Here is a 20,602-nt window from a genome sequence, read left to right as displayed (position 1 = left end):
ACATGCAGGATGGGGCGCGGTGATCGATGTCCTGTACGGGACAAGGGTGGACTATCCGGGCGCCGGGCCTGCATTCGAGGCGCTCGCGCCGTAGTTGCATGGCACGGAGCGCTTCACAATCGCCTCGTCCTCGCGTGGAATGCACAATATTTGAGCACATGTGTGAGGGTTTGCGATCCCAGGTGGCGCGACAGACGGTGCGGACCAGCACGGGACGAAGTGGCCACAGACGACATGCCGGCGTGCGGCGTGACACCGCTCACGTCCTCCGATTGGGCGGGGCCGCTAGCCACTGAGATAGTCCGGCCAGCGGCCGCGAATGGTCGCGAGGTCGCTCAGCGTCCCGGTCAGGTGCTCGCGCAGATGCGTCTGCGCGTCGTCCAGCCGGCCGGCGGCGATCGCATCGACGATCTGCTTGTGATGGCGCAGGATGGTCTGCGCCTTGCCGGGCGAGGGCAGATGCAGCCGGCGCAACCGGTCGATGTGACCGCTGCGGCTGCGCACCAGGGTCCATAGCTCGTGCTTGTCCGCGGCGGTGTAGAGCCGCTCGTGAAATGCGTTGTCGACCACCGTGAATGACGCGAAGTCGCCGTCCTTGGCGAATCGCCGCTGCTGGGCGATCAGAGCATGGAGTTCGTCGATCGGCGCCGCCGCAGGCCGCAGCGCGAGCAGGCGCACGATCTCGAGCTCCAGCGCCTGGCGCAGGAATTGCGCCTGCTGCGCCCGACCAACATCGATGCGGCTGACCAGGGTCGCATGCTGCGGGAACACGTCGACGAGGCCTTCCTCGGCGAGGCGCATCAGCGCGTCGCGGATCGGCGTCGAGCTGAGGCCGAACTCGGCCTGCAGCGCCGGCCGCGACAATGGCGCTCCCGGTGGGAGCGCGAGGGCGATGATCTGGTCGCGCAACCGCTCGAAGACCTGCGGTGCCGCGCGCCGGCTCGGATCGAGCCGTTCGGGCGGGAGAACCGCAGCAGGCGTCGCGGGCAATGCCATTTGGTGGGACGTCCGGCTCGAATGTCGCAGGGGGAGAACAGCCCTTGTCAGAGATGCACTAATGCATTAGTGCATCTCTCCGCCGGCCGTCAAGAAGGAGCCGGCACGCGAGGAGGGATGTCCCATGTTCGAGAAGTTCGCGCGCTCGGCCGCACGAGCCGCCGGCCTGCTGGCCACGCTGCTGGTCGCGGCGGCCTGGAATGACGCCGCGCAGGCCCAGCAGAAGACCGAAATCTCGCTGTCGCGCCAGCCTGGCATCTTCTACATGCCGAGCCACATCATCGAGAAGAACAAGCTGATCGAGAAGCATGCGGCCGCGCTCGGCGCGCCCGGTGTCACCACCAAATGGCTGACCTTCTCCGGCGGTGGTGCGCAGACCGATGCGCTGCTGTCGGGCAGCGTCGACATCCTCAACACCGGCACCGGCAATCTGCTGCTGCTGTGGGACCGCACGCGTGGCGGCGTGAAGGGCATCGTCGCCACCTCGGCGCAGCCGATGACCTTGATCAGCCGCGATCCCAACATCAAGTCGATCAAGGACTTCGGTCCCAGTGACAAGATCGCCGTGCCGACCGTCAAGGTCTCGACCCAGGCCATCGTGCTGCAGATCGCGGCCGCCGAGGCGTTTGGCGCCGATCAGTGGAACAAGCTCGACGCCAACACCGTGCAGCTCGGTCACCCCGACGCCTATACGGCGCTGTCGAACCCGCAGCACGAGGTGCACAATCATTTCTCGATCCCGCCCTACACGTTCCTCGAATTGAAGAACGTGCCCGGCGCGCATGTCGTGATGAATTCGCCCGACGTCATGGGCGGACCGCTGAGCCAGGCGCAGTTCTTCACCACCACGAAGTTCGCCGACGCCAATCCGAAGATCATCCAGGCGGTGCGCGATGCGACCAAGGAAGCGCAGGACCTGATCCGCAGCGATACCAGGACGGCGGTCGAGATCTACAAGGAGATCACCGGCGACAAGACCTCGGTCGATGACCTGCTCGCCTGGCTCAAGGAGCCCGGAATGATGGAATGGAATCTGGAGCCGCAGGGCACCATGAAGTTCGCGGCCCATCTCGCCAAGATCGGCACCATCAAGACCCAGCCCAAGGCCTGGACCGATTATTATCTCCCCGTCGCGCATGATCTGAAGGGCAACTGATGTCCGCGCTGCTCGACGTCGATGGCGTCACCCTGCGCTACAAGACCTCCAGCGCGGTGATCACCGCGACGGAGCGGGTCGGCTTCTCCGTCGACCGCTCCGATCGCTTCGTGCTGCTGGGACCGTCCGGTTGCGGCAAGTCGACCTTGCTGAAGGCGGTCGGTGGCTACATCAAGCCGAGCGAGGGCCGGATGCGCATCAACGGCCGCGAGATCACCGGTCCTGGTGCTGACCGCATGATGATCTTCCAGGAGTTCGACCAGCTGCTGCCGTGGAAGACCGTGCTCGCCAACGTGATGTTCCCGCTGCTGACGGCGCGGCGCATGCCGCGCAAGGAGGCCGAGAGCCGCGCCCGCACCTATATCGAGAAAGTCGGGCTGACGCGCGTCGTCGATGCCTATCCGCACACGCTGTCGGGCGGCATGAAGCAGCGCGTCGCGATCGCCCGGGGCATGGCGATGGAGCCGGACATCCTGCTGATGGACGAGCCGTTCGCCGCGCTCGATGCGCTGACGCGGCGCACCTGCCAGGACGAGCTGCTGCAGTTGTGGAACGAGACGAAATTCACCGTCTTGTTCGTGACGCATTCGATCGCCGAAGCCATCAAGATCGGCAACCGCATTCTGCTGCTGTCGCCGCATCCCGGCCGCGTCAAGGCCGAGGTGGTCGACGTCGACAAGGTCTCGGCCGAGGACGGCAGCGCGGCGCGCCTGGAGAAGCAGATCCATGATCTCTTGTTCTCCGAACCTGCAACGACGCATTGAGGACGGCGCCCATGGCTGAAGCCAAGATCATCCTGCGCGATACGTCGGCCGCGAGCGCCGCGCCTGCAGATGTCGCGCGCAAGCTCGGCGTGCTCGAGCTGCTGTGGAACGACGGCTTCGTGCGCAAGAGCCTGATCATCGTCTTGCTCGCCGCGATCTGGCAGGCCTATGGCAGCTATCTCGACAATCCCCTGCTGTTCCCGACCTTCTCCGACACCATCGCGGCGCTGTGGGAGAAGGTCCGCGACGGCACCATCCCGATGCGCGTCTGGACCTCGCTGAAGGTGCTGTTCATGGGCTATGCCGCAGGCATCGTTCTCGCGGCGATCCTGACTGTGCTCGCGATCTCGACCCGCATCGGCACCGATTTCCTCGAGACGATCACGGCGATGTTCAATCCCTTGCCGGCGATCGCGCTGCTGCCGCTGGCGCTGATCTGGTTCGGGCTCGGCAGCGGCAGTCTCGTCTTCGTGCTGATCCATTCGGTGCTGTGGCCCGTCGCGCTCAACACCCATTCCGGCTTCAAAAGCGTCTCGAACACGCTGCGCATGGTCGGGCGCAACTACGGTCTCAGCGGCTTCTCCTATGTGATCCGAATCCTGATTCCGGCGGCGTTCGGCGCCATCCTCACGGGTCTGAAGATCGGCTGGGCCTTCGCCTGGCGCACCCTGATCGCGGCCGAGCTGGTGTTCGGTGTCTCCTCGGGGCAGGGCGGCCTCGGCTGGTTCATCTTCGAGAACCGCAATCTGCTCGAGATCCCCGCGGTGTTCGCCGGCCTGCTGACCGTGATCCTGATCGGCCTCGTGGTCGAGAACCTGATCTTCCGCACCATCGAGCGCAAGACCGTGCTGACCTGGGGAACGCAATCATGAGCCACAAGAAGAGCCCCGATCAGCTGCGCAGCGCGCGCTGGTTCGCGCCCGACGATCTCCGTTCCTTCGGCCACCGCTCGCGGGTGATGCAGATGGGCTATGCCCAGGAGGAGTGGAAGGGCCGTCCGGTCATCGCCATCATCAACACCTGGTCCGACGCGCAGCCCTGCCACATGCACTTCAAGCAGCGGGTCGACGACGTCAAGCGCGGCGTGCTGATGGCCGGCGGTTTCCCGATCGAGCTGCCTGCGCTGTCGCTGTCGGAGTCGCTGTTGAAGCCAACCACGATGCTCTATCGCAACATGCTGGCGATGGATGTCGAGGAGCTCTTGCGCGGCCACCCCGTCGATGGCGTCGTGCTGATGGGCGGCTGCGACAAGACCACGCCGGCGCTGCTGCTCGGCGCCACCAGCATGAACCTGCCGGCGATCTATCTCCCGGCCGGGCCGATGCTGCGCGGCAACTGGAAGGGCAAGACGCTGGGCTCCGGCTCCGACGCCTGGAAGTACTGGGATGAACGCCGCGCCGGCAAGCTGTCGGACGCTGATTGGAACGCGATGGAAGCCGGCATCGCCCGCAGCCACGGCACCTGCATGACCATGGGGACGGCCTCGACCATGACCGCGATCGCGGAAGCGATCGGCATGACCTTGCCCGGCGCCTCGTCGATTCCGGCTGCCGATGCCGAGCACATCCGCATGAGCTCGGAATGCGGCCGCCGCGTCGTCGAGATGGTGTGGGAGGACCTGACGCCATCGAAGATCCAGACCCATCAGGCGTTCGAGAATGCGATCGCGGTCGCCATGGCGATGGGCTGCTCGACCAACGCCATCATCCATGTGATCGCGCAGGCGCGCCGCGCCGGCGCCGATATCGGCCTTGATGATTTCGAGGCCGCCAGCCGCAAGGTGCCGGTGCTCGCCAATGTCCGGCCGAGCGGCGACGCCTATCTGATGGAGGATTTCTACTACGCGGGCGGGCTGCCCGGCCTGATGAGCAGGATGAAAGAGCATCTCCATCTGGATTGCATGACCGTCAACGGCCGCACGCTGGGCGACAACATCACAGGCGCCGGCGTCTACAATGACGACGTGATCCGTCCGCAATCCAACCCGATCTACCGCGAGGGCGCGCTCGCCGTGCTCAAGGGCAACCTCGCGCCGGACGGCTGCGTCATCAAGCCTTCTGCCTGCGATCCGCGCTTCCTCAGGCACACCGGCCCGGCGCTGGTGTTCGACGACTATCCCTCGATGAAGAAGGCGATCGACGATCCCGATCTCGACGTCACCGCCGACCATGTGCTGATCCTGCGCAATGCCGGGCCACAGGGCGGGCCGGGGATGCCGGAATGGGGCATGCTGCCGATCCCGACCAAGCTCGTGCGTGAGGGCGTGCGCGACATGGTCCGGCTGTCCGACGCGCGCATGAGCGGGACGTCCTACGGCGCCTGCATCCTGCACGTCGCGCCGGAAGCCTATGTTGGCGGTCCCCTGGCGCTGGTGCGTAATGGCGACCGCATCACCCTCGACGTCGCCGCGCGCACCATCAATCTCGATGTGCCCGAGGACGAACTGGCGCGCCGCCGCGCCGCCTGGACTCCGCCGGACCCGCGCTTCGAGCGCGGCTATGGCTGGATGTTCGCCCGCCACATCAAGCAGGCCAATGACGGCTGCGACTTCGACTTCCTCGAGACCGGCTTCGGCGCGCCCGTGGGCGAGCCCGCGATTTATTAGTTCACCCGTCATTCCGGGGCGCCGCGGAGCGGCGAGCCCGGAATCCATAACCACGATCGGGAGTATGGATTCCGGGCTCGCGCTCCGCGCGCCCCGGAATGACGACCGGAGAGAGCAGGACATGACCAAACTCAGCACCGCCACCCGCAACAAGCTCAAGACCGTCTCGACCGCCACCGTCGCCACCGCGCTGTTCAAGCGCGGCCTGCGCGTCCAGTGCATCCAGAACGTCCATCCGCTCAGCCCGGCGCAGCCGACCATGGTCGGCGAGGCCTTCACCTTGCGCTACATCCCAGCGCGCGAGGATCTCAACACCATCGAGGTGTTTCGCGACCGCAGCCATCCGCAGCGCAAGGCCGTCGAGGATTGTCCGCCCGGCGCCGTGCTGGTGATGGACAGCCGCAAGGACGCACGCGCCGCCTCGGCCGGCGCAATTCTCGTGAGCCGCCTGCAGCAGCGCGGCGTCGCCGGCGTCGTCACCGACGGCGGCTTCCGTGACGCCGCCGACATTGCCACGCTCGGCATCCCCGCCTTCCACCAGCGTCCGAGCGCACCGACCAATCTCACCCTGCATCATGCGATCGAGATCAACGGCCCGATCGCCTGCGGCGACGCGCCGGTGTTTCCGGGTGACGTCATCCTCGGCGATTCCGACGGCGTCATCGTCATCCCCGCCCATCTCGCCGACGAGATCGCGGACGAGACGTTCGAGATGACCGCGTTCGAGGATTTCGTTGCCGAGGAAGTTGCCAAGGGCCGCTCGATCCTCGGCCTCTATCCGGCGACGGATCCGCAGACGCCCGCCGACTTCGCGGCGTGGCGCGCGAAGAACAACCGGTAGCCGCTACGTCCTCGGCTGTCGTTGCGGATGCGACGCCGATTGCGAGGCGAGATTGGCCCCATACTCCGCTGTCGTCCCGGCCTTGAGCCGGGACCCATAACCACAGGCGGTTGTGATGACGAGGGACGTAGCTCCAGCGCGCTCAACAATTGCCGCCGGTGGTTATGGGTCCCTGCGTTCGCAGGGACGACATTGGTGTTCAGGCGCGATCATGGCTCAAACGCTCCGATCTGCCAGACCCACCGCCCATAGCGCGAACGCGTAGACGATCGCGACCTCATCCAGCCGGTTGAAGCGGCCGGAGGCGCCGCCGTGGCCGGCGCCCATGTTGGTGCGCAGGAGGACCGGCCCGCCGCCGGTCATCGTCGCGCGCAGCCGCGCGATCCACTTAGCAGGCTCCCAATAGGTGACGCGCGGGTCGGTGAGGCCGGCCATTGCGAGGATGGCGGGATAGTCCTTGGCCGCGACGTTGTCATAGGGCGAGTAGGACAGGATGGTGCGAAAATCCGTCTCGCTCTCGATCGGGTTGCCCCATTCGGGCCATTCCGGCGGCGTCAGCGGCAGGGTGTCGTCGAGCATCGTGTTGAGCACGTCGACGAACGGCACCTCGGCGACGATGCCGGCGAACAATTCGCCCGAGCGGTTGGCAACCGCGCCCATCAGCATGCCGCCGGCGCTGCCGCCATGGCCGACGATGCGCCTGGCGCTGGTGTAGTTCGCCGCGATCAGCGCCCGCGCGCAGGCCGCGAAATCGTCGAAGCTGTTGGTCTTCTTCGCGCGCTTGCCTTGAAGGTACCAGCCCCAGCCCTTGTCGGTGCCGCCGCGGATGTGCGCGATGGCATAGACGAAGCCGCGGTCGACCAGCGACAGCCGGTTGGCCGAGAACGAGGCCGGCATCGCATGACCATAGGACCCGTAGCCATACAGCAGCAGCGGCGCTGAGCCATCGGCCCTGAGGTCGCGCCGGTGCAGCAGCGACACCGGCACCTCGGCACCGTCCTCCGCCTTGGCCATGATGCGCGTGGTGACGTAGTCGGCCGGATTGTGCCCGGACGGAATCTCCTGGCGCTTGCGCAGGGTTTTTGCGCGCGTCACCATGTCGTAGTCCCACACCTCCGACGGCGTCGTCATCGACGAATAGGCAAAGCGCAGATTGGTGGTGTCGAACTCGTAGGAGCCCATCGCGTCGAGCGAATAGGCGCCTTCGTCGAAGGCGATCGCGTGCTCCTCGCCGGATGCGAGATCGCGGATGACGATCGACGGCAGCGCATTGGCGCGCTCCAGCCGCACCAGGTGCCCGGCATACAGATCGTGGTCGAGTACGTAGATGCCGGCGCGGTGCGGAATGAGGTCGCGCCAGTTGGCGCGCTCGGGCGCGGACAGCGGCGCGGTGACGATCTTGAAGTCGATGGCGCCGTCGGCATTGGTCAGGATGAACAGCTCATCGCCGCGGTCGGCGATCGAATATTGCACGCCGTTCTCGCGCGCGGCCACGAGGCGCGGCGGCGCCTCGGGAGCATCGAGATCGATCAACCGTTGTTCTGATGTCTCGTGGTCGCCGCCGGCGATGACGCAGAACCGGCCCGACGTCGACTCGTGCACATGGGTGAACCAGCCGGTGTCCTTCTCCTCGTACACCAGAACGTCATCGGCCTGCCTGGTGCCGAGCTTATGCCGCCACACCTGCATCGGACGGTGATTGTCGTCGAGCTTGACGTAGAAGAAGCTCGTGCAGTCGCGCGACCACACCGCGCCGCCGTCGGTCTCCTCGACGACGTCGGCGAGGTCATCGCCGCTATCCCAGTCGCGGACGCGGATGGTGAAATATTCCGAGCCCTTGGTGTCGGCGCTCCAGGCGACGCGCTTGTGGTCGTGCGAATGCCTGCTGCCGCCGAACTTGAAATAGTCGTGGCCTCGCGCCAGCGCATCGCCATCGAGCCCAATCGTCTCCGCCCCGCCGTTGCGCGGCGTCCGGCAGAACAGCTCGTGCTGGCCGCCCTCGCGATATTTGCGGAAATAGGCGTAGGGCCCGTCCGGCGACGGCACCGAGGAATCGTCCTCCTTGATGCGGCCGCGCATCTCCGCGACGAGCTTCTTCTGCAGCGGTGAGGTGTGGCCGAGCACGGATTCCGCATAGGCGTTCTCGGCCTCGAGATAGGCGCGGATATCAGCATCCAGCAGCGACGGATCGTGCAGCACCTCCTGCCACCGCGCGTCTTTCAGCCACGCATAGTCGTCGCTTACGGTGATGCCGTGACGGGTGAAGCTGTGCGGATGGCGCGGCGCCACCGGCGCCTTGGTGCTCAAGTCGGTCATGTCGTCCTTTACGGGGTCACGCTCTCGCCGAGCCATTGGATCGCGGCGTCGAGGCCGCCGCGGCCGTGCGGAATCTTCAACGCCACCAGCGCCATTTCGATCACGCCGAGCGTGCCCAGCACCATCGGCGCGTTGACATGGCCCATATGGGCGATGCGGAACGCCTGGCCCTGGAGATCGCCGATCCCGGTGCCGAGCACGACGCCGCACTGCTCCTTGCAGTAGGTCTGCAACACGGCCGGATCATAACCTTCGCCGACCAGCACAGTGGTCACGGTGTTGGAGCGCTCGGCGGCGTCTTCGATGTTGAAACCGATCACCTGGCCCTCGCTCCACTTCGCCACCGCGCGGCGCACGGCCTCAGCCAACAGCTCATGGCGGCGGAAGGCATGCGGCAGTCCTTCGGCGAACAGCATGTCCATGGCCTGGCGCAGTGCGAACAGCAGATGCACCGGCGCGGTGCCGCCATATTTGCGATAGTGCTCGGTGCCCTCGCGCTCGCTCCAGTCCCAATAGGGCGTGCGCATGTTGGCGCGCTTGTGCGCCTCGAGCGCGCGGTCATTGGCCGCGACGAAGCCGAGACCCGGCGGCGTCATCAGGCCCTTCTGCGACCCGGACATCGCGACGTCGATGCCCCAGGCATCCATCTCGAACGGCATGCAGCCGAGCGAGGCTACGGTGTCGACCATGTACAGTGCCGGATGGCCCGCGGCCTTGATGGCGCGGCCGATCGCCTCGACGTCGTTGACGACGCCGGACGCCGTATCGATCTGCGCCACCACGATCGCCTTGATGCTGTGCTCCTTGTCGGCGCGCAGCCGCGCCTCGACCTCGGCCGGCCGCACCGCGCGGCGCCAGTCGCCGCGGAGCACTTCGACCTCGGCGCCCATCGCGCGCGCCGCATTGCCCCAGCCGATCGCGAAGCGGCCGCTCTCCAGCACCAGCACCTTGTCGCCGCGCGCCAGCACGTTGGAGAGCACCGCCTCCCAGGCGCCGTGACCGTTGGCGATGTAGATGTAGGTCTTGCCCTTGGTGGCGAACAGCCGGCCGAGATCGGACATGATGCCGTCGGTCAGCTCGACCATCTGCTTGGAGTAGATGTCGAGCGCGGGGCGGTGCATCGCCTGCAGCACCTCGTCGGGCATCGTGGTGGGTCCCGGGATGGCCAGAAACTCCCGGCCCGCGCGAACGGTCATTGTCAGTGTCCTCGGCGATGTGGTTTGGCGGTTGAGGGTGGTGACGGGCTCTCGCACACGGCCGGCCCATGGTCGTTTTACGTGGCGCGGCGCATTAAGAAAAGCCGGAGAAGCCGGGGGGCTGGCATGCCCCGGCAGGCCGGCGGGTCGGGCCGTCAGCGCCTCGTTTCGCGGCAGCCGGCGGCCTCGGCCTCCTCGACCGAGCAGAACCAGCGGGTGCCCTTGGCGACGTGCATCTTGATCTGCGCGTACCAGCGGCTCTGCGGCGTGTGATAGATGCACTCGCCGGCGCCGTTGACATTGCCCTTGATGGTGCAGTCCGGCGAGGGCGCGACCGGGCCCGAGGCCGAGGCGAGCAGGATTTTGCGCGCGCCCTCCGGCGGGTTGGTGGCCCCGAGGATCGCAGTCTTCTTGTTGCGCACGCGCCAGTCCCATGGCGCGATGAACGCGCCCTGCCACATGCCGGCCTTGGCTGCGCGCGCCTCCGCCTCGTCGGGCTCGTAGTCATGCGAGAGGGTGCGATAGGCCAGCGCCCAGCCGCTGCGCACCAGCCATTTCTGGATGTCCTCGCCATCGACGTCGCAGCGCGCGACCTGGCGGCCGCGGCGGTCGATCGAGCGCGGATGGCAGGTCCAGCTCTTGCCGTCGACGTACTTGATCAGCTCGTCACGCGCCGCAACGCCGCAGGTCCAGCGCTCGCCGTTCTTGTTGAGGCAGAGCTGATCCACGGAGGGCGCGTCGATGCCGCCGAGCCGGATGCGGGTGGTCCCGATCGTGATCCCATCGGCCTCACGGATCTTGGGAATCCCGGTGATGTCGGCCGCGGACGCGACGGAGGGCAGCAGCAGGAGGAGCGCAAGCAAAGCTGGTTTCATCGACATCAACGGGCGCGGGTCGTCCTTGGGGATGGGAAGGCTGTAGCAATTGTGCGGCGGATCGGCCCGCGGTTCCAGCGCCGTGATTGGCTGAGCCGCTCAACTTCGCGCGATGGCGGGCTGAGAGAAGGGCGACTCGAGCTATCACCTCGACGGCAGTGCGCTCCCTTTCCCGCAAGGGGGAGGGGAGCCGACCGCCATCACTCCCTCACCGCACGACGACCCGCCGCGCCAGCGCCAGGCCCATCAGCACGAAGGCAGATGTCACCTCGGGGCCGCCGACCAGGATCCGGGTCGGGGTCTTCATCTTGTTCCACTCATAGGCGCGGTACGGATGCCGCCGGCCACCCTCGCCGAACGACGTCACGATGCAATGCACTGCGGGCGCGAAGCTCGCCGCAGCGCCGCCGAGATGGCCGAGCGCGATCAGCGCCAGCGCGGCGTCGAACGGGTTCATCTCGCGGCCGACCAGCTCGTCCTCGACATAGGCCAGCACGCGCAGGCGAATGAGCTCGAACGCGCCGTCGGGATCGATCGCCTGCCGCGCCGCCGGCGGCAGCGCCATGAAGGCGTGGTAGCAGCGGCCGAAATAGGCGCAGTACAGCTCCGGCAGATAATAGATGTGCGAGCGGGGGTCGGCGAAGGCGCCGCTCAGCACCAGCCGCTGCTGGAAGCCGACGATCCGCCTGACGACGTCGAGCCGGGCTTGCGTCTCCAGGATCTGCCAGCGCCCGAGATTGCGGAACGATACCTCGAGCACGTCGAGGTTCAACGTCGGATCGAGATCATTGCCGTAGGGCCGCTCGCCGGCCAGGCTGTCGATCCAGGTCGCGACACCGCCCTCATAGTCGATGTTGTCGTTGATCGGCACCGTCACGCGCGGCTCGTTGCCGCCGGCGCGCACCTGGTAGCCCGCATAGAAATCCAGCAGCGGCTGGCTCAACATCGGATCGTCCGAGCCGGCCTGCGTCGCCGCCGAGAACGAGCACGCCGTGGTGTCGCAATCCGGCACGTAGATGCCGAAGCCGAGGTCCTGCTTGATCTGGGTGAAGAAGCGCGAGAAGCGCGGATGCGGCGGCGGCGCCAGCGCGGTGACGACATTGTAGCTCTTGCCGTCGGCGCCGCGCACCTCCTCGCGGCTGATGGTCAGGCAGAACTCGACCATGGCGGCGATGGCGCTGCGCGCCGCGCTTGTCTGCTCCGATGACGCGAGGCCCGTCTCCAGATAGCTCAGCAGCGCCTCGGTGAAGAACGCGTCGTAATAGGCCGAGCGGTGGCGGATCTGCACCGGCTCCCACATTGGCTCGGCGATGCCGCGCCACGGCGGATTGATCACCGCGGCCGCCGGCGATCGCGCGATGAAGACGCGGGCGAGGTTGAACAGCAAGGTCGAGTTCTTGTAGCCGCGGGCGTCGAGCCCCTGCAGCGCCATCTTTACCTCGCGGCCCTTCATGTCGGGATCGCCGATCAGGTTGAAGGCGGCATAGGTCGGGATGAAGCCATTGCGGCTGAACGAGCCGAGCAGATCGGCGCCACAGGCCCGGATCACGCGATCGACCTCGCCGGCCGGCGGCATGGCCGCCGCCGCAGTCCGGCGCGGCGGGGCAGGGTGGTGCAAGGCGACGCTGTCGACCAGATCGGCGACGGGGCGGCCGACCTGCTCCCAGTCCGGCGTCGGATTGTCGCGGGCAAGGACCAGCGCGTCGCGCAGCGCATTGAGAACAGCGGGATCGTTCAACTCGGGCAGGCCGGCCCGGCGCAGCAATGCGCGCAGCGCCGGGTTCCCGAGCGCGGTCCGGTAGAATTTCGACAGATGCGGGTCGCCGCTGCCGGGCCGGCGCAGGATGGGATCGCAGACCTCGTACAGCGAGGGCCCATCCTTCCGGGCCGTCAGTGCGCGACAGGCCGCGCCGGCGAAATACTGGAAACTCAAGCGAGGACTCGCGGGTTGTCGAAGGCAGGACGAGCGGCATGCGTTGCTCGAGACGCCCGGCAAACGGTGCGTCACGCGCATGCATTGGGCAAACTGACACGCTGGACGGCCAAAGACAACGTGACGGCGGTCACGGCGCGGGAGGCGGATTTGGCGGCAATGTGGTCTCCCGGGCGGTCCGTCCGGGGCCGTTTGGAGATCGCCGTCATGGTTAAATTTGCGTTTCTCTTCAAGTGCTTGAAAAGTCAATGGTGTTCCGATGTTGCTTGGGACGCGGGTTCGGGTTAAGCCTTTCTTCGTTGCGGCGCCGCAATTTGCGCGCATTGAGACGACACATCGTCTCGCAACCCCTCAAACCTCAGAGGCGCCAGCGCGACCAAAGGGTGCACCCCTTTGGCATCGATGGGCAGGCTCGGACCAGGATTGACGTGATGACCGCAAGGCAGCCTTCTCTTTCCCGCCGATCGGCCGTGATCGCCGCCGCGCTTCTCTGCACGGTGTCGCTCGCGATCGGCGCGCATGCTGCCCTGAACAAGCGTTCGCTCGAGGCGCCCAAGGCCGCGGCCTCCGAGCAGAGCAGCGTGGCGACCGGCAACGGCGCGCGCCTCGCGCTCGTGATCGGCAATGGTCACTATCCCGACGCCAACGCGCCACTCGTCCAGCCGATCAACGATGCCCGTGCACTGACCGGCGCGCTGCGCCGCGACGGCTTCGACGTCGACGTCGTCGAGGATGCCAACAAGGACGACATGGCCCGCGCGGTCGAGCGCCTGAAGGCCAGGATCAAGCCCGACTCGGTCGTGATGCTGTTCTTCGGCGGCTACGCCATCCAGGCCGGACGCGAGAGCTACATGATCCCGGTCGACGCCAAGATCTGGCGGGAAGCCGACGTACGCCGCGACGGCACCAGCATCGAGCGCCTGCTCGATACCGTCCGCGAGCAGGGCGCGCGCGCCAAGCTGGTGGTGATCGACGCCGCCCGCCGCAATCCCTATGAGCGCCGCTTCCGCGCCTATTCGCACGGCCTGGCGCCGATCAATGCGCCGGCCAACGCCCTGATCCTGTCGTCGGCGACGCCGGGCAAGGTGCTGGACGATCCGAAGGGCCAGAACAGCGTGCTGGTCACCGAGCTGCTGAACCAGCTCGGCAAGAGCCCGAGCGCCGAGACCGTGTTCAACAAGACCCGCAACGCCATCGCCCGCAGCTCCGACGGCGAGCAGGTGCCGACCGTGTCATCCTCGCTGGTCGAGGACATCCGCTTCAGTGCCGACGTCGCGAACGCCGGCAGCTGAGCTTAGCCTGTCCCGCGCCTGAGATGCTCCGCCCTCTCGGCGGCCTCCCACCCTCCCCTGGAGGGGGAGGGTCGCCTCACGGCGAGCGAAGCGAACCGTGGGGCGGGGTGGGGTGATCTCTCCACTTGCGCCGTCATCCCTGGCTCCACCCCACCCCGCCGCACGACGCTGGCGCGCCGCGCGACGACCCTCCCCCTCCAGGGGAGGGTGGGGCCGCGTGCCCCTCAGACCCCTGCGGCGTCGCGTCTTTCAATTGCTCGCCATCACCGGCCGCACCGGGTCGCCCTCGCGCAGCAGCGCGCCGGCGCGGGTGACGACGACGTCGCCCTCGGCGAGGCCGTCGCGGATCTCGACCTGGCCGCCGGCCATCAGGCCGATCTCGACCCGCTTGGTCTCGATCCGCTGGGCCCGGACCACCTGCACCACCGTGCCGTCGGGATCGTACAGCACGGCGGTCAGCGGCACCGCGACGCCGCAGCTCTGGCCGATCTTGATCACGGCGCGGCCGAACGAATTGACCAGCAACCGCGCCGTGCCGGTGATGCCGATGAAGGCCTGGCCGAGCTGGCTGTTCGGCTCGACGGTCGGCGCCACCCTTCGGATCTTGCCCTCGACCTCGCCGGCCCCGACGATGCGGATCCGCGCCGTCTGGTTGACCGCGAGCTTGCCGAGCTGGGCTGATGGCACCAGGCCGACGAGATCATATTCGTTGCGGGCGAGAATCGAGAACAGCGCCTCGCCGCGACCGGAGGCGAACGCCCCGATGGTGGCGCTCGACGACAGGATGGTGCCTGCGACCGGCGCCTGGATCATGATCGTGCCGCCCTCCGGCGGCGTCAGCCGCGCCAGGTTCTGTCCGGCCGTGACGGTGTCGCCGGCATCGACCAGCACCTCCGCGACCTTCAGGCCGGGACGATCGGGCCTGACGGCGGTCTCGTCGCGCGCCAGCACCATGCCGGACACCTCGACCGTGTTGTCGAAGCAGGCCTTGGTCGCCTTGAGCACGCTGACCGCGGCGCCCTTCGGCGCGCCGTCATCGGCTGCCGCAGCCTGGATCATCGCCAGCAGGCCGGCGGCGGCGAGCATCGGCATCCGGCGCATCGTGGCGGCAATTGCGGCATGTCCCATCCGAAACCGATCCTCGCGAACCCAATTCATTGCACGGCTGTCGCCGGGATAGCAGACGCACCGCCGCCGGGCCAGCCGACCCGCGTCCCTGGTAGTCGCGCCAGGATGCCGCGACGTTCAGCCGATGGTGCCGAACTTCTCGGCCGGGTCCACGTTGACGCTGCCGAATGTCAGCCGTCTTTCACCTGGGACTCACGACCATGCTTCGGCTCTGGATACCGCTTCTGCTCTGCGCCGTCGTCGTCACGCCTGCGGTCTCCGCCGAGCTCACCGCCGACGCCGTCAACAGCGCCGAGCTGCGCAAGCGGCCGCCTGCCGAGGAGAAGATGGATCCGGTGGCGATCCGCGCCCAGGTGCTGCTCGATCGCGCGCATGTCTCTCCCGGCGAGATCGACGGCCGCTTCGGCGACAATGCGCGCAAGGCGCTCGCCGCGTTCGCGCGCGCCAAGGAGCTTGCCGGTGATGCGAAGCTGACGCCCGAGCTGTGGGAGGCGCTGCTGCGCGGCGACCAGGCGCCGGCGATCGTCTCCTACACGATCACCCGCGACGATGTGAAAGGGCCGTTCCTGAAGAAGCTGCCGCAGCACATGGAGGACATGAAGGACCTGCCGGCGCTCGGCTACACCTCGCCGCGCGAGGCGCTGGCCGAGAAATTCCACATGAGCGAAGCGCTGCTGTCGGCGCTCAATCCGAAAGCCAGCTTCGACAAGGAGGGCGAGCAGATCGCCGTCGCCAATGTGATCAGGCCGGACGAGAAGGCGCCGGAGATCATGCGGCTCGACATCAGCAAGGACGCCGGCACGGTGCAGGCGTTCGACCGCGACGGCAAGCTGGTGGCGGTGTTTCCCGCCACGGTCGGCAGCGACGAAAAGCCGACGCCCGACGGCACCTTCAAGGTCACCTCGCGGGATGCCGATCCCAACTACCGCTACAATCCGGACTACGAGTTCAAGGGCGTCAAGTCGCGCAAGCCGTTCACCATCAAGCCCGGCCCGAACAACCCGGTCGGCGCCTATTGGATCGGCCTGTCGGTCGGCAACGGCTACGGCATCCACGGCACGGCCGAGCCGTCCAAGGTCGGCAAGTCGGAGTCGCATGGCTGCGTGCGGCTGACCAATTGGGACGTGCGATTCCTCGGCGACCACCTGGCGAAGAAGGCGAAGGTGGAGCTGCATTGAATGTTCACAATCATTCCGGGGCGGTTGGATTGCTTCGTCGCTTCGCTCCCCGCAATGACGGAGCACGTCAATCTGCATCTGCGCGTAGCGGCCGATTTATTCAGTCATCTCAACTTGATCTGGGCTGTCCAGATGTTCGGTAAAAAAGAAATCGCTTGTGCCGTCGGGCAAATCAGGTGGAGACTTCCGCCCGTCCCGCCTCATTGAAGAGGGGCGCTTTCGCGAACGTCACGACGCGTTGAGGTGGGATGCGATGGCCGCGGCGGGGCGCAGCGTGAGAGCACGCGGACGTACGCCATGCTGCGGACGGTGAAGTCGCAGGGTCCTGGCCTCCCGACGCTGAGGTCCGCGCGGCGCGCGTGATGCGCGCGTCGTCGCCACGGTGACAAACAAGCCGGTCACCGAGGAGACTGCGTATAAATCGTAAAGCCATCGCGCAGGGAGGGCCGGGTCATTCCGGCTGTACCTGTGGTTCTGCCGCCTGCATTTTTTCTCGCAGGCGGACCGCAGGCCTCAGCCGAGGCCTGGCTCTCCCTGCGCCCTCTGTTCAGAAGAGGGTGTCTCGATGAGTAAAGCTCGGACGCGAAACGCGCCGCGAGACCGAAGTGTCATGTTCGCGCGGCGCTTCGTCGATCACCCGCGCAGGCGGGTGGTCCAGTACGCCGCGGCCGTGGTGATTGAGCCTGTCCGTCTCGGAGTCCTGGATCGCCCGTTCGAGCCAGGCGATGACGGCGAAGAAAATCAGCACCGCCTCGGGATGGCGGAAACGATGCTCATTCCTGTCACGTCACTTGGTCCTGCCGCGCCGCTATCTCGCAAACGACCGAGACGGCGCCACATGCAGTGCGTAGGCATCGGCCGCCTCGCTCACGCGCGGATAGAGTTCGGTCACCAGCGGATCGTGGCCCGGAATGAATCGATCCGGATGCCCGGCGAGGCGCTCGATGATCTCCCAGCCCTGGATCATGTCGCCGATGTTGAGCACGATCGGAAACGGGCTGCGGCGCTGCAGGTTGGCGTAGTAATGCGCGGCGTCGGAGGCGAGCACGACCGGGCCGCGCGCGGTGTCGACGCGCACCACCTGCAGCCCGTCGGAATGGCCGCCGACCCGGTGCACGGTGACGCCCGGCGCGACCTCGCTGTCGCCGTTGTGGAAGGTGACGCGCTCGCCATAGACGTGGCGCACCATGGTGGTGACGTGCTCGACCGTGAACGGGTAGCGCAGCATGCCGTTGCACATGCAGCGTCCGGTCGCATACGCCATCTCGCGCTCCTGCAGGTGAAAGCGCGCGTTCGGGAAGCGGTCGAGATTGCCGGCGTGATCGTAGTGCAGATGGGTCACGATGATGTCGCGGATGTCGGCCGCCGCGACGCCGAAGGAAGCGAGCGCATCGATCGGATCGCGCGTCAGGGTGCGATGGCGGATCTCGGCCTCCGCGGCGTTGAAGCCGGTGTCGACCAGGATGTCGCGCCCGTCACGGCGGATCAGCCACACGAAATAGTCGAGGTCCTGCGCCGTGCTGTCGTGCGGATCGGGCTGCAGGAAGTTCATGTGCGGCGTGCGCGGCGACATCGTCGCGTAGCGCAGCGCGTAGATCTCGGCGGCGTTCCCCATAATGGCCTTCTCGTTGGTTGGGCGCGGCCACCATCGAGCCATCGGCAGGGATCGAGGTCAATCGCATCGAGGTCAATCGCGGTGCTCGTCGAACCGGACGCTGCGCTGCCGCGACACAGCGTGAGGCATCTCACATTTCAAGCCATTGGGATCGTTGCATGGTCCGCTCGTGTCATGGCCCGCAGCTCGCAAGAGGCTCCTGCGGGCGGTCGCCGCCTCAGACGATTCGTCAACCTCTGCAAGCGGTTGACGTGCCGTCACGGCGATTTGATAATGCCTGACGCGTGGGATATGGTCGCCGCGGCGCAAGCTGGACGGCGCCTGATTGCTGACCGCTGGACCGCCATCGTGATGACTTTCCGCCTGCTGTTGCCGCTCGGCCTGATGTTCTCCGTCGCGTTTTCGGCCGTTGTCTCCGGGCCCGCGCACGCGGCCGGCGACCGCTTCGCCCTGGTGATTGGCAATGCGAAATATCCGGATGCCGAGGCGCCGCTCAAGGAACCGGTCAACGATGCCCGCGATCTCACCGACGAGTTGAAGCGTGACGGTTTCAGCGTCGAGACGCTGGAAAATGCCGGCGGCGACGCGATGCGCCGCGGCCTCGATCGGCTCTATGGCAAGATCAAGCCGGGCTCGGTGGCGCTGCTGTTCTTCTCCGGCTACGGCATCCAGTCGAGCCGACAGAGCTACATGATCCCGGTCGATGCGCAGATCTGGCAGGAGGCCGACGTGCGGCGCGACGGCATCGGCCTCGAGCAGGTGCTGCAGGAGATCAACAGCCGCGGCGCCGGCGTGAAGATCGCGCTGCTCGATGCCTCCCGGCGCAATCCCTATGAGCGCAGGTTCCGCACCGCCTCGGCCGGCCTCGCGCCGGTCATCGCACCGAGCGGTACTTTGGTGATGTACTCGGCGGCGCTGTCCGCTGTCGTGACGGATGGCGGGCGCGATCGCAGCCTGTTCGTGCAGGAGCTCCTGAAGGAGATCCGCGTTCCCGACCTCACCGCCGAGGAGACGCTGAACCGCACCCGCGTCGGCGTCACCCGCGCCTCGCGCAGCGAGCAGGTGCCGTGGATCTCGTCGTCGTTGGCGGAGGACTTCTCCTTCGTGCCGGGCAATGGCGGCGTCAGGCCGCCGCCGGCCGAGAGCAATGCCGCGCCGGCGCCTGCACCTGTACCTGTACCTGCGCCGACCCCGACACAGGTCGTGGTGGCGCCGCCGGTGCCGTCGCCGCTGCCGCCGGCTCCGCCCGCGCCGCAGCCGACGCCGGTGCAGAAGGTGGACACCCCGTCGCCCGCGCCGGTTGCTCCGGCGCCGCCGGCGCCCGCGCCATCTCCCGTGATCGCGAACGTCGCGCCCGCCGCGCCTGCGGCCCCAGCAGCGCCCGCGCAGGATCCGTTCGCCGAGGATCCGACGATCAAGAGCCTGAGCGCCAAGATCGCGGCCAATCCGGAGGATGCCGGCGCGCTGTACCGGCGCGGCCAGGTGTATGCGAGCAAGGGCGCCTACGCGCAGGCGATCCGCGATTTCGACGACACCATCCGGATCAATCCGAAGGACGTCGAGGCGCTCAACAACCGCTGCTGGGCCCGCACCGTCGTCGGCGAGCTGCAACCTGCGCTGCGCGACTGCAACGAGGCGCTGCGGCTGCGGCCGAATTTCGTGGACGCGCTCGACAGCCGCGGGCTGGTCAACCTCAAGAGCGGCGCGGTCAAGAACGCCATCGCCGATTTCGATGCGGCGCTGAAGATCAACCCGCGGCTGACGTCGTCATTGTACGGCCGCGGTCTCGCCAAACAGCGTAACGGAGCCGCGCAGGAGGGCGCGCTCGACATCGCCAACGCCAAGGCGATGGACCCCAACATCGTCCGCGAGTTCGAAGCCTACGGCGTGCGCTGATTTGTTGCGCGCGTCGGCCGGCCGGCTCGAACCATGCGGCAGGCCGGACCGACATAACAGCGAACAGCCGGGTGTCGCGCCGGGCGCGGCGGAGACCGGGACGATCAGTTCGCGTGAGGAGGGATTGGCAATGACCGCACCGAAAACGAATTCGACGATGACCGCCGGCCTGACGGCTCTCCTGGCCGCGACGGTCCTGAGCGCGGCCGCGTCGCTGAGCGCGATGCCGGCCTTCGCCGCCGATGATGTCAGCGAGGATCAGATCGTCCGCGCCCTGGCCGGGCCGAAGAGGCCGCTGACCCGGGGACTGTCGATGTCGCCGCCGTCGGAGGCCACACCCGCGGTCGCGCCGGAGCAGGACAAGTTCCTGCAGAGCATTCGCGGCCGCTCGACGCGGTCGCTGTCCACTGCCGAGCGCGAGGAGATCGCGGCGGTCGCCAAGACCAAGCCGAACATCGACCTCGAGATCACCTTCGACTACAACTCCGCCAACATCAGCCAGAAGTCGCTGCCGTCGGTGCAGGCGCTCGGCCGGGCGCTGACCAACGCCGAGCTGAAAGGGTCGACCTTCGTCGTCGCCGGTCATACCGATGCCGCCGGTGGCGAGGCCTACAATCAGGATCTCTCCGAGCGCCGCGCCGATTCGATCAAGCGCTATCTGGTCGAGAAGTTCGGCATCGCCGGCGCCGACCTGGTGACGGTGGGCTATGGCAAGAGCAAGCTGAAGGATCCGAGCCAGCCGCTCGCCGAGGTGAATCGCCGCGTTCAGGTCGTCAACATGCAGAGCAAGACGGCGGCGGCCAAGTAGCGC

Annotated in this window: 17 protein-coding genes; 9 read left to right on the top strand and 8 right to left on the bottom strand. The window is 67.2% G+C overall.

What is annotated here, in order from left to right:
* Window positions 1-285: 285 nt before the first annotated feature.
* The gene (locus tag ACQR0W_RS27875) at window positions 286-996 is read right to left on the bottom strand and encodes a GntR family transcriptional regulator (RefSeq protein WP_316169907.1); all 711 of its coding nucleotides are present in this window, start codon (window positions 994-996) and stop codon (window positions 286-288) included.
* A gap of 124 nt (window positions 997-1,120) precedes the next feature.
* Here ACQR0W_RS27875 and ACQR0W_RS27870 point away from each other — a divergent pair, with 124 nt between their 5' ends.
* From ACQR0W_RS27870 to ACQR0W_RS27850, 5 genes are all read left to right on the top strand, one after another.
* Window positions 1,121-2,152, top strand: coding sequence for an ABC transporter substrate-binding protein (locus ACQR0W_RS27870; protein WP_315750728.1), 1,032 nt, complete (start codon window positions 1,121-1,123; stop codon window positions 2,150-2,152).
* On the top strand, window positions 2,152-2,916 hold the full coding sequence (locus ACQR0W_RS27865; RefSeq protein WP_315750730.1) for an ABC transporter ATP-binding protein: 765 nt from the start codon (window positions 2,152-2,154) through the stop codon (window positions 2,914-2,916). Before ACQR0W_RS27870 ends, ACQR0W_RS27865 begins: the two co-directional genes overlap by 1 nt.
* 11 nt (window positions 2,917-2,927) lie before the next feature.
* The gene (locus tag ACQR0W_RS27860) at window positions 2,928-3,788 is read left to right on the top strand and encodes an ABC transporter permease (RefSeq protein ID WP_315750732.1); all 861 of its coding nucleotides are present in this window, start codon (window positions 2,928-2,930) and stop codon (window positions 3,786-3,788) included.
* The gene (gene araD, locus ACQR0W_RS27855) at window positions 3,785-5,521 is read left to right on the top strand and encodes an L-arabinonate dehydratase (protein WP_316169906.1); all 1,737 of its coding nucleotides are present in this window, start codon (window positions 3,785-3,787) and stop codon (window positions 5,519-5,521) included. The genes ACQR0W_RS27860 and araD overlap by 4 nt, the downstream gene beginning before the upstream one ends.
* A gap of 121 nt (window positions 5,522-5,642) precedes the next feature.
* Window positions 5,643-6,362 (top strand): ribonuclease activity regulator RraA, encoded by a 720-nt coding sequence (locus ACQR0W_RS27850; protein ID WP_316169905.1) that lies wholly within the window; start codon window positions 5,643-5,645, stop codon window positions 6,360-6,362.
* A gap of 216 nt (window positions 6,363-6,578) precedes the next feature.
* Here the strand turns inward: ACQR0W_RS27850 and ACQR0W_RS27845 are convergent, their stop codons facing one another.
* The 4 genes from ACQR0W_RS27845 to ACQR0W_RS27830 all read right to left on the bottom strand — a co-directional run bounded on the left by ACQR0W_RS27845 (window position 6,579) and on the right by ACQR0W_RS27830 (window position 12,682).
* Window positions 6,579-8,678 (bottom strand): S9 family peptidase, encoded by a 2,100-nt coding sequence (locus tag ACQR0W_RS27845; RefSeq protein WP_316169904.1) that lies wholly within the window; start codon window positions 8,676-8,678, stop codon window positions 6,579-6,581.
* Window positions 8,679-8,686: 8 nt separating this feature from the next.
* Complete coding sequence (locus ACQR0W_RS27840; protein ID WP_315828376.1) at window positions 8,687-9,874, bottom strand: pyridoxal-phosphate-dependent aminotransferase family protein; 1,188 nt, start codon at window positions 9,872-9,874, stop codon at window positions 8,687-8,689.
* A gap of 155 nt (window positions 9,875-10,029) precedes the next feature.
* Window positions 10,030-10,755, bottom strand: coding sequence for a thermonuclease family protein (locus ACQR0W_RS27835; RefSeq protein WP_315716988.1), 726 nt, complete (start codon window positions 10,753-10,755; stop codon window positions 10,030-10,032).
* Window positions 10,756-10,957: 202 nt separating this feature from the next.
* Complete coding sequence (locus ACQR0W_RS27830) at window positions 10,958-12,682, bottom strand: hypothetical protein (RefSeq protein ID WP_316169903.1); 1,725 nt, start codon at window positions 12,680-12,682, stop codon at window positions 10,958-10,960.
* A gap of 431 nt (window positions 12,683-13,113) precedes the next feature.
* Between ACQR0W_RS27830 and ACQR0W_RS27825 the strand changes: the two genes are divergently transcribed.
* Window positions 13,114-13,974, top strand: coding sequence for a caspase family protein (locus ACQR0W_RS27825; RefSeq protein WP_315750742.1), 861 nt, complete (start codon window positions 13,114-13,116; stop codon window positions 13,972-13,974).
* Window positions 13,975-14,223: 249 nt separating this feature from the next.
* On the opposite strand, the gene ACQR0W_RS27820 is transcribed toward ACQR0W_RS27825, so the two are convergent.
* The gene (locus tag ACQR0W_RS27820; protein ID WP_315716991.1) at window positions 14,224-15,102 is read right to left on the bottom strand and encodes an efflux RND transporter periplasmic adaptor subunit; all 879 of its coding nucleotides are present in this window, start codon (window positions 15,100-15,102) and stop codon (window positions 14,224-14,226) included.
* Between the two features lie 200 nt (window positions 15,103-15,302).
* Between ACQR0W_RS27820 and ACQR0W_RS27815 the strand changes: the two genes are divergently transcribed.
* Window positions 15,303-16,280, top strand: coding sequence for a L,D-transpeptidase family protein (locus ACQR0W_RS27815; RefSeq protein WP_316169902.1), 978 nt, complete (start codon window positions 15,303-15,305; stop codon window positions 16,278-16,280).
* A 547-nt stretch (window positions 16,281-16,827) separates the two neighbouring features.
* On the opposite strand, the gene ACQR0W_RS27810 is transcribed toward ACQR0W_RS27815, so the two are convergent.
* Both ACQR0W_RS27810 and ACQR0W_RS27805 read right to left on the bottom strand, forming a co-directional pair.
* Window positions 16,828-17,028 carry a hypothetical protein gene (locus ACQR0W_RS27810; RefSeq protein WP_316169901.1) on the bottom strand — a complete coding sequence of 67 codons (201 nt, stop codon included), beginning with the start codon at window positions 17,026-17,028 and terminating at the stop codon, window positions 16,828-16,830.
* 60 nt (window positions 17,029-17,088) lie between these two features.
* Window positions 17,089-17,895, bottom strand: coding sequence for an N-acyl homoserine lactonase family protein (locus tag ACQR0W_RS27805; protein ID WP_316169900.1), 807 nt, complete (start codon window positions 17,893-17,895; stop codon window positions 17,089-17,091).
* Window positions 17,896-18,246: 351 nt separating this feature from the next.
* Between ACQR0W_RS27805 and ACQR0W_RS27800 the strand changes: the two genes are divergently transcribed.
* Together ACQR0W_RS27800 and ACQR0W_RS27795 are read left to right on the top strand one after the other, a co-directional pair.
* Complete coding sequence (locus tag ACQR0W_RS27800; protein ID WP_316170081.1) at window positions 18,247-19,791, top strand: caspase family protein; 1,545 nt, start codon at window positions 18,247-18,249, stop codon at window positions 19,789-19,791.
* A 130-nt stretch (window positions 19,792-19,921) separates the two neighbouring features.
* The gene (locus tag ACQR0W_RS27795; RefSeq protein WP_315750748.1) at window positions 19,922-20,599 is read left to right on the top strand and encodes an OmpA family protein; all 678 of its coding nucleotides are present in this window, start codon (window positions 19,922-19,924) and stop codon (window positions 20,597-20,599) included.
* The last annotated feature ends 3 nt before the right edge of the window (window positions 20,600-20,602 follow it).

Source organism: Bradyrhizobium sp. HKCCYLRH1034 (assembly GCF_051168375.1).
GTDB lineage: Bacteria > Pseudomonadota > Alphaproteobacteria > Rhizobiales > Xanthobacteraceae > Bradyrhizobium.
Note: the sequence above shows the minus strand (reverse complement) of the source record. Positions and strands in the feature narration are given on the sequence as shown.

What these genes read in the sequence shown, in the direction of transcription:
- ACQR0W_RS27795 (WP_315750748.1), top strand. Translation starts at nt 19,922, where the DNA reads ATGACCGCACCGAAAACGAATTCGACGATGACCGCCGGCCTGACGGCT.
- araD (WP_316169906.1), top strand. Translation starts at nt 3,785, where the DNA reads ATGAGCCACAAGAAGAGCCCCGATCAGCTGCGCAGCGCGCGCTGGTTC.
- ACQR0W_RS27835 (WP_315716988.1), bottom strand. Translation starts at nt 10,755, where the DNA reads ATGTCGATGAAACCAGCTTTGCTTGCGCTCCTCCTGCTGCTGCCCTCC.
- ACQR0W_RS27865 (WP_315750730.1), top strand. Translation starts at nt 2,152, where the DNA reads ATGTCCGCGCTGCTCGACGTCGATGGCGTCACCCTGCGCTACAAGACC.
- ACQR0W_RS27845 (WP_316169904.1), bottom strand. Translation starts at nt 8,678, where the DNA reads ATGACCGACTTGAGCACCAAGGCGCCGGTGGCGCCGCGCCATCCGCAC.
- ACQR0W_RS27805 (WP_316169900.1), bottom strand. Translation starts at nt 17,895, where the DNA reads ATGGGGAACGCCGCCGAGATCTACGCGCTGCGCTACGCGACGATGTCG.
- ACQR0W_RS27870 (WP_315750728.1), top strand. Translation starts at nt 1,121, where the DNA reads ATGTTCGAGAAGTTCGCGCGCTCGGCCGCACGAGCCGCCGGCCTGCTG.
- ACQR0W_RS27860 (WP_315750732.1), top strand. Translation starts at nt 2,928, where the DNA reads ATGGCTGAAGCCAAGATCATCCTGCGCGATACGTCGGCCGCGAGCGCC.
- ACQR0W_RS27875 (WP_316169907.1), bottom strand. Translation starts at nt 996, where the DNA reads ATGGCATTGCCCGCGACGCCTGCTGCGGTTCTCCCGCCCGAACGGCTC.
- ACQR0W_RS27800 (WP_316170081.1), top strand. Translation starts at nt 18,247, where the DNA reads ATGACTTTCCGCCTGCTGTTGCCGCTCGGCCTGATGTTCTCCGTCGCG.
- ACQR0W_RS27825 (WP_315750742.1), top strand. Translation starts at nt 13,114, where the DNA reads ATGACCGCAAGGCAGCCTTCTCTTTCCCGCCGATCGGCCGTGATCGCC.
- ACQR0W_RS27820 (WP_315716991.1), bottom strand. Translation starts at nt 15,102, where the DNA reads ATGGGACATGCCGCAATTGCCGCCACGATGCGCCGGATGCCGATGCTC.
- ACQR0W_RS27815 (WP_316169902.1), top strand. Translation starts at nt 15,303, where the DNA reads ATGCTTCGGCTCTGGATACCGCTTCTGCTCTGCGCCGTCGTCGTCACG.
- ACQR0W_RS27850 (WP_316169905.1), top strand. Translation starts at nt 5,643, where the DNA reads ATGACCAAACTCAGCACCGCCACCCGCAACAAGCTCAAGACCGTCTCG.
- ACQR0W_RS27840 (WP_315828376.1), bottom strand. Translation starts at nt 9,874, where the DNA reads ATGACCGTTCGCGCGGGCCGGGAGTTTCTGGCCATCCCGGGACCCACC.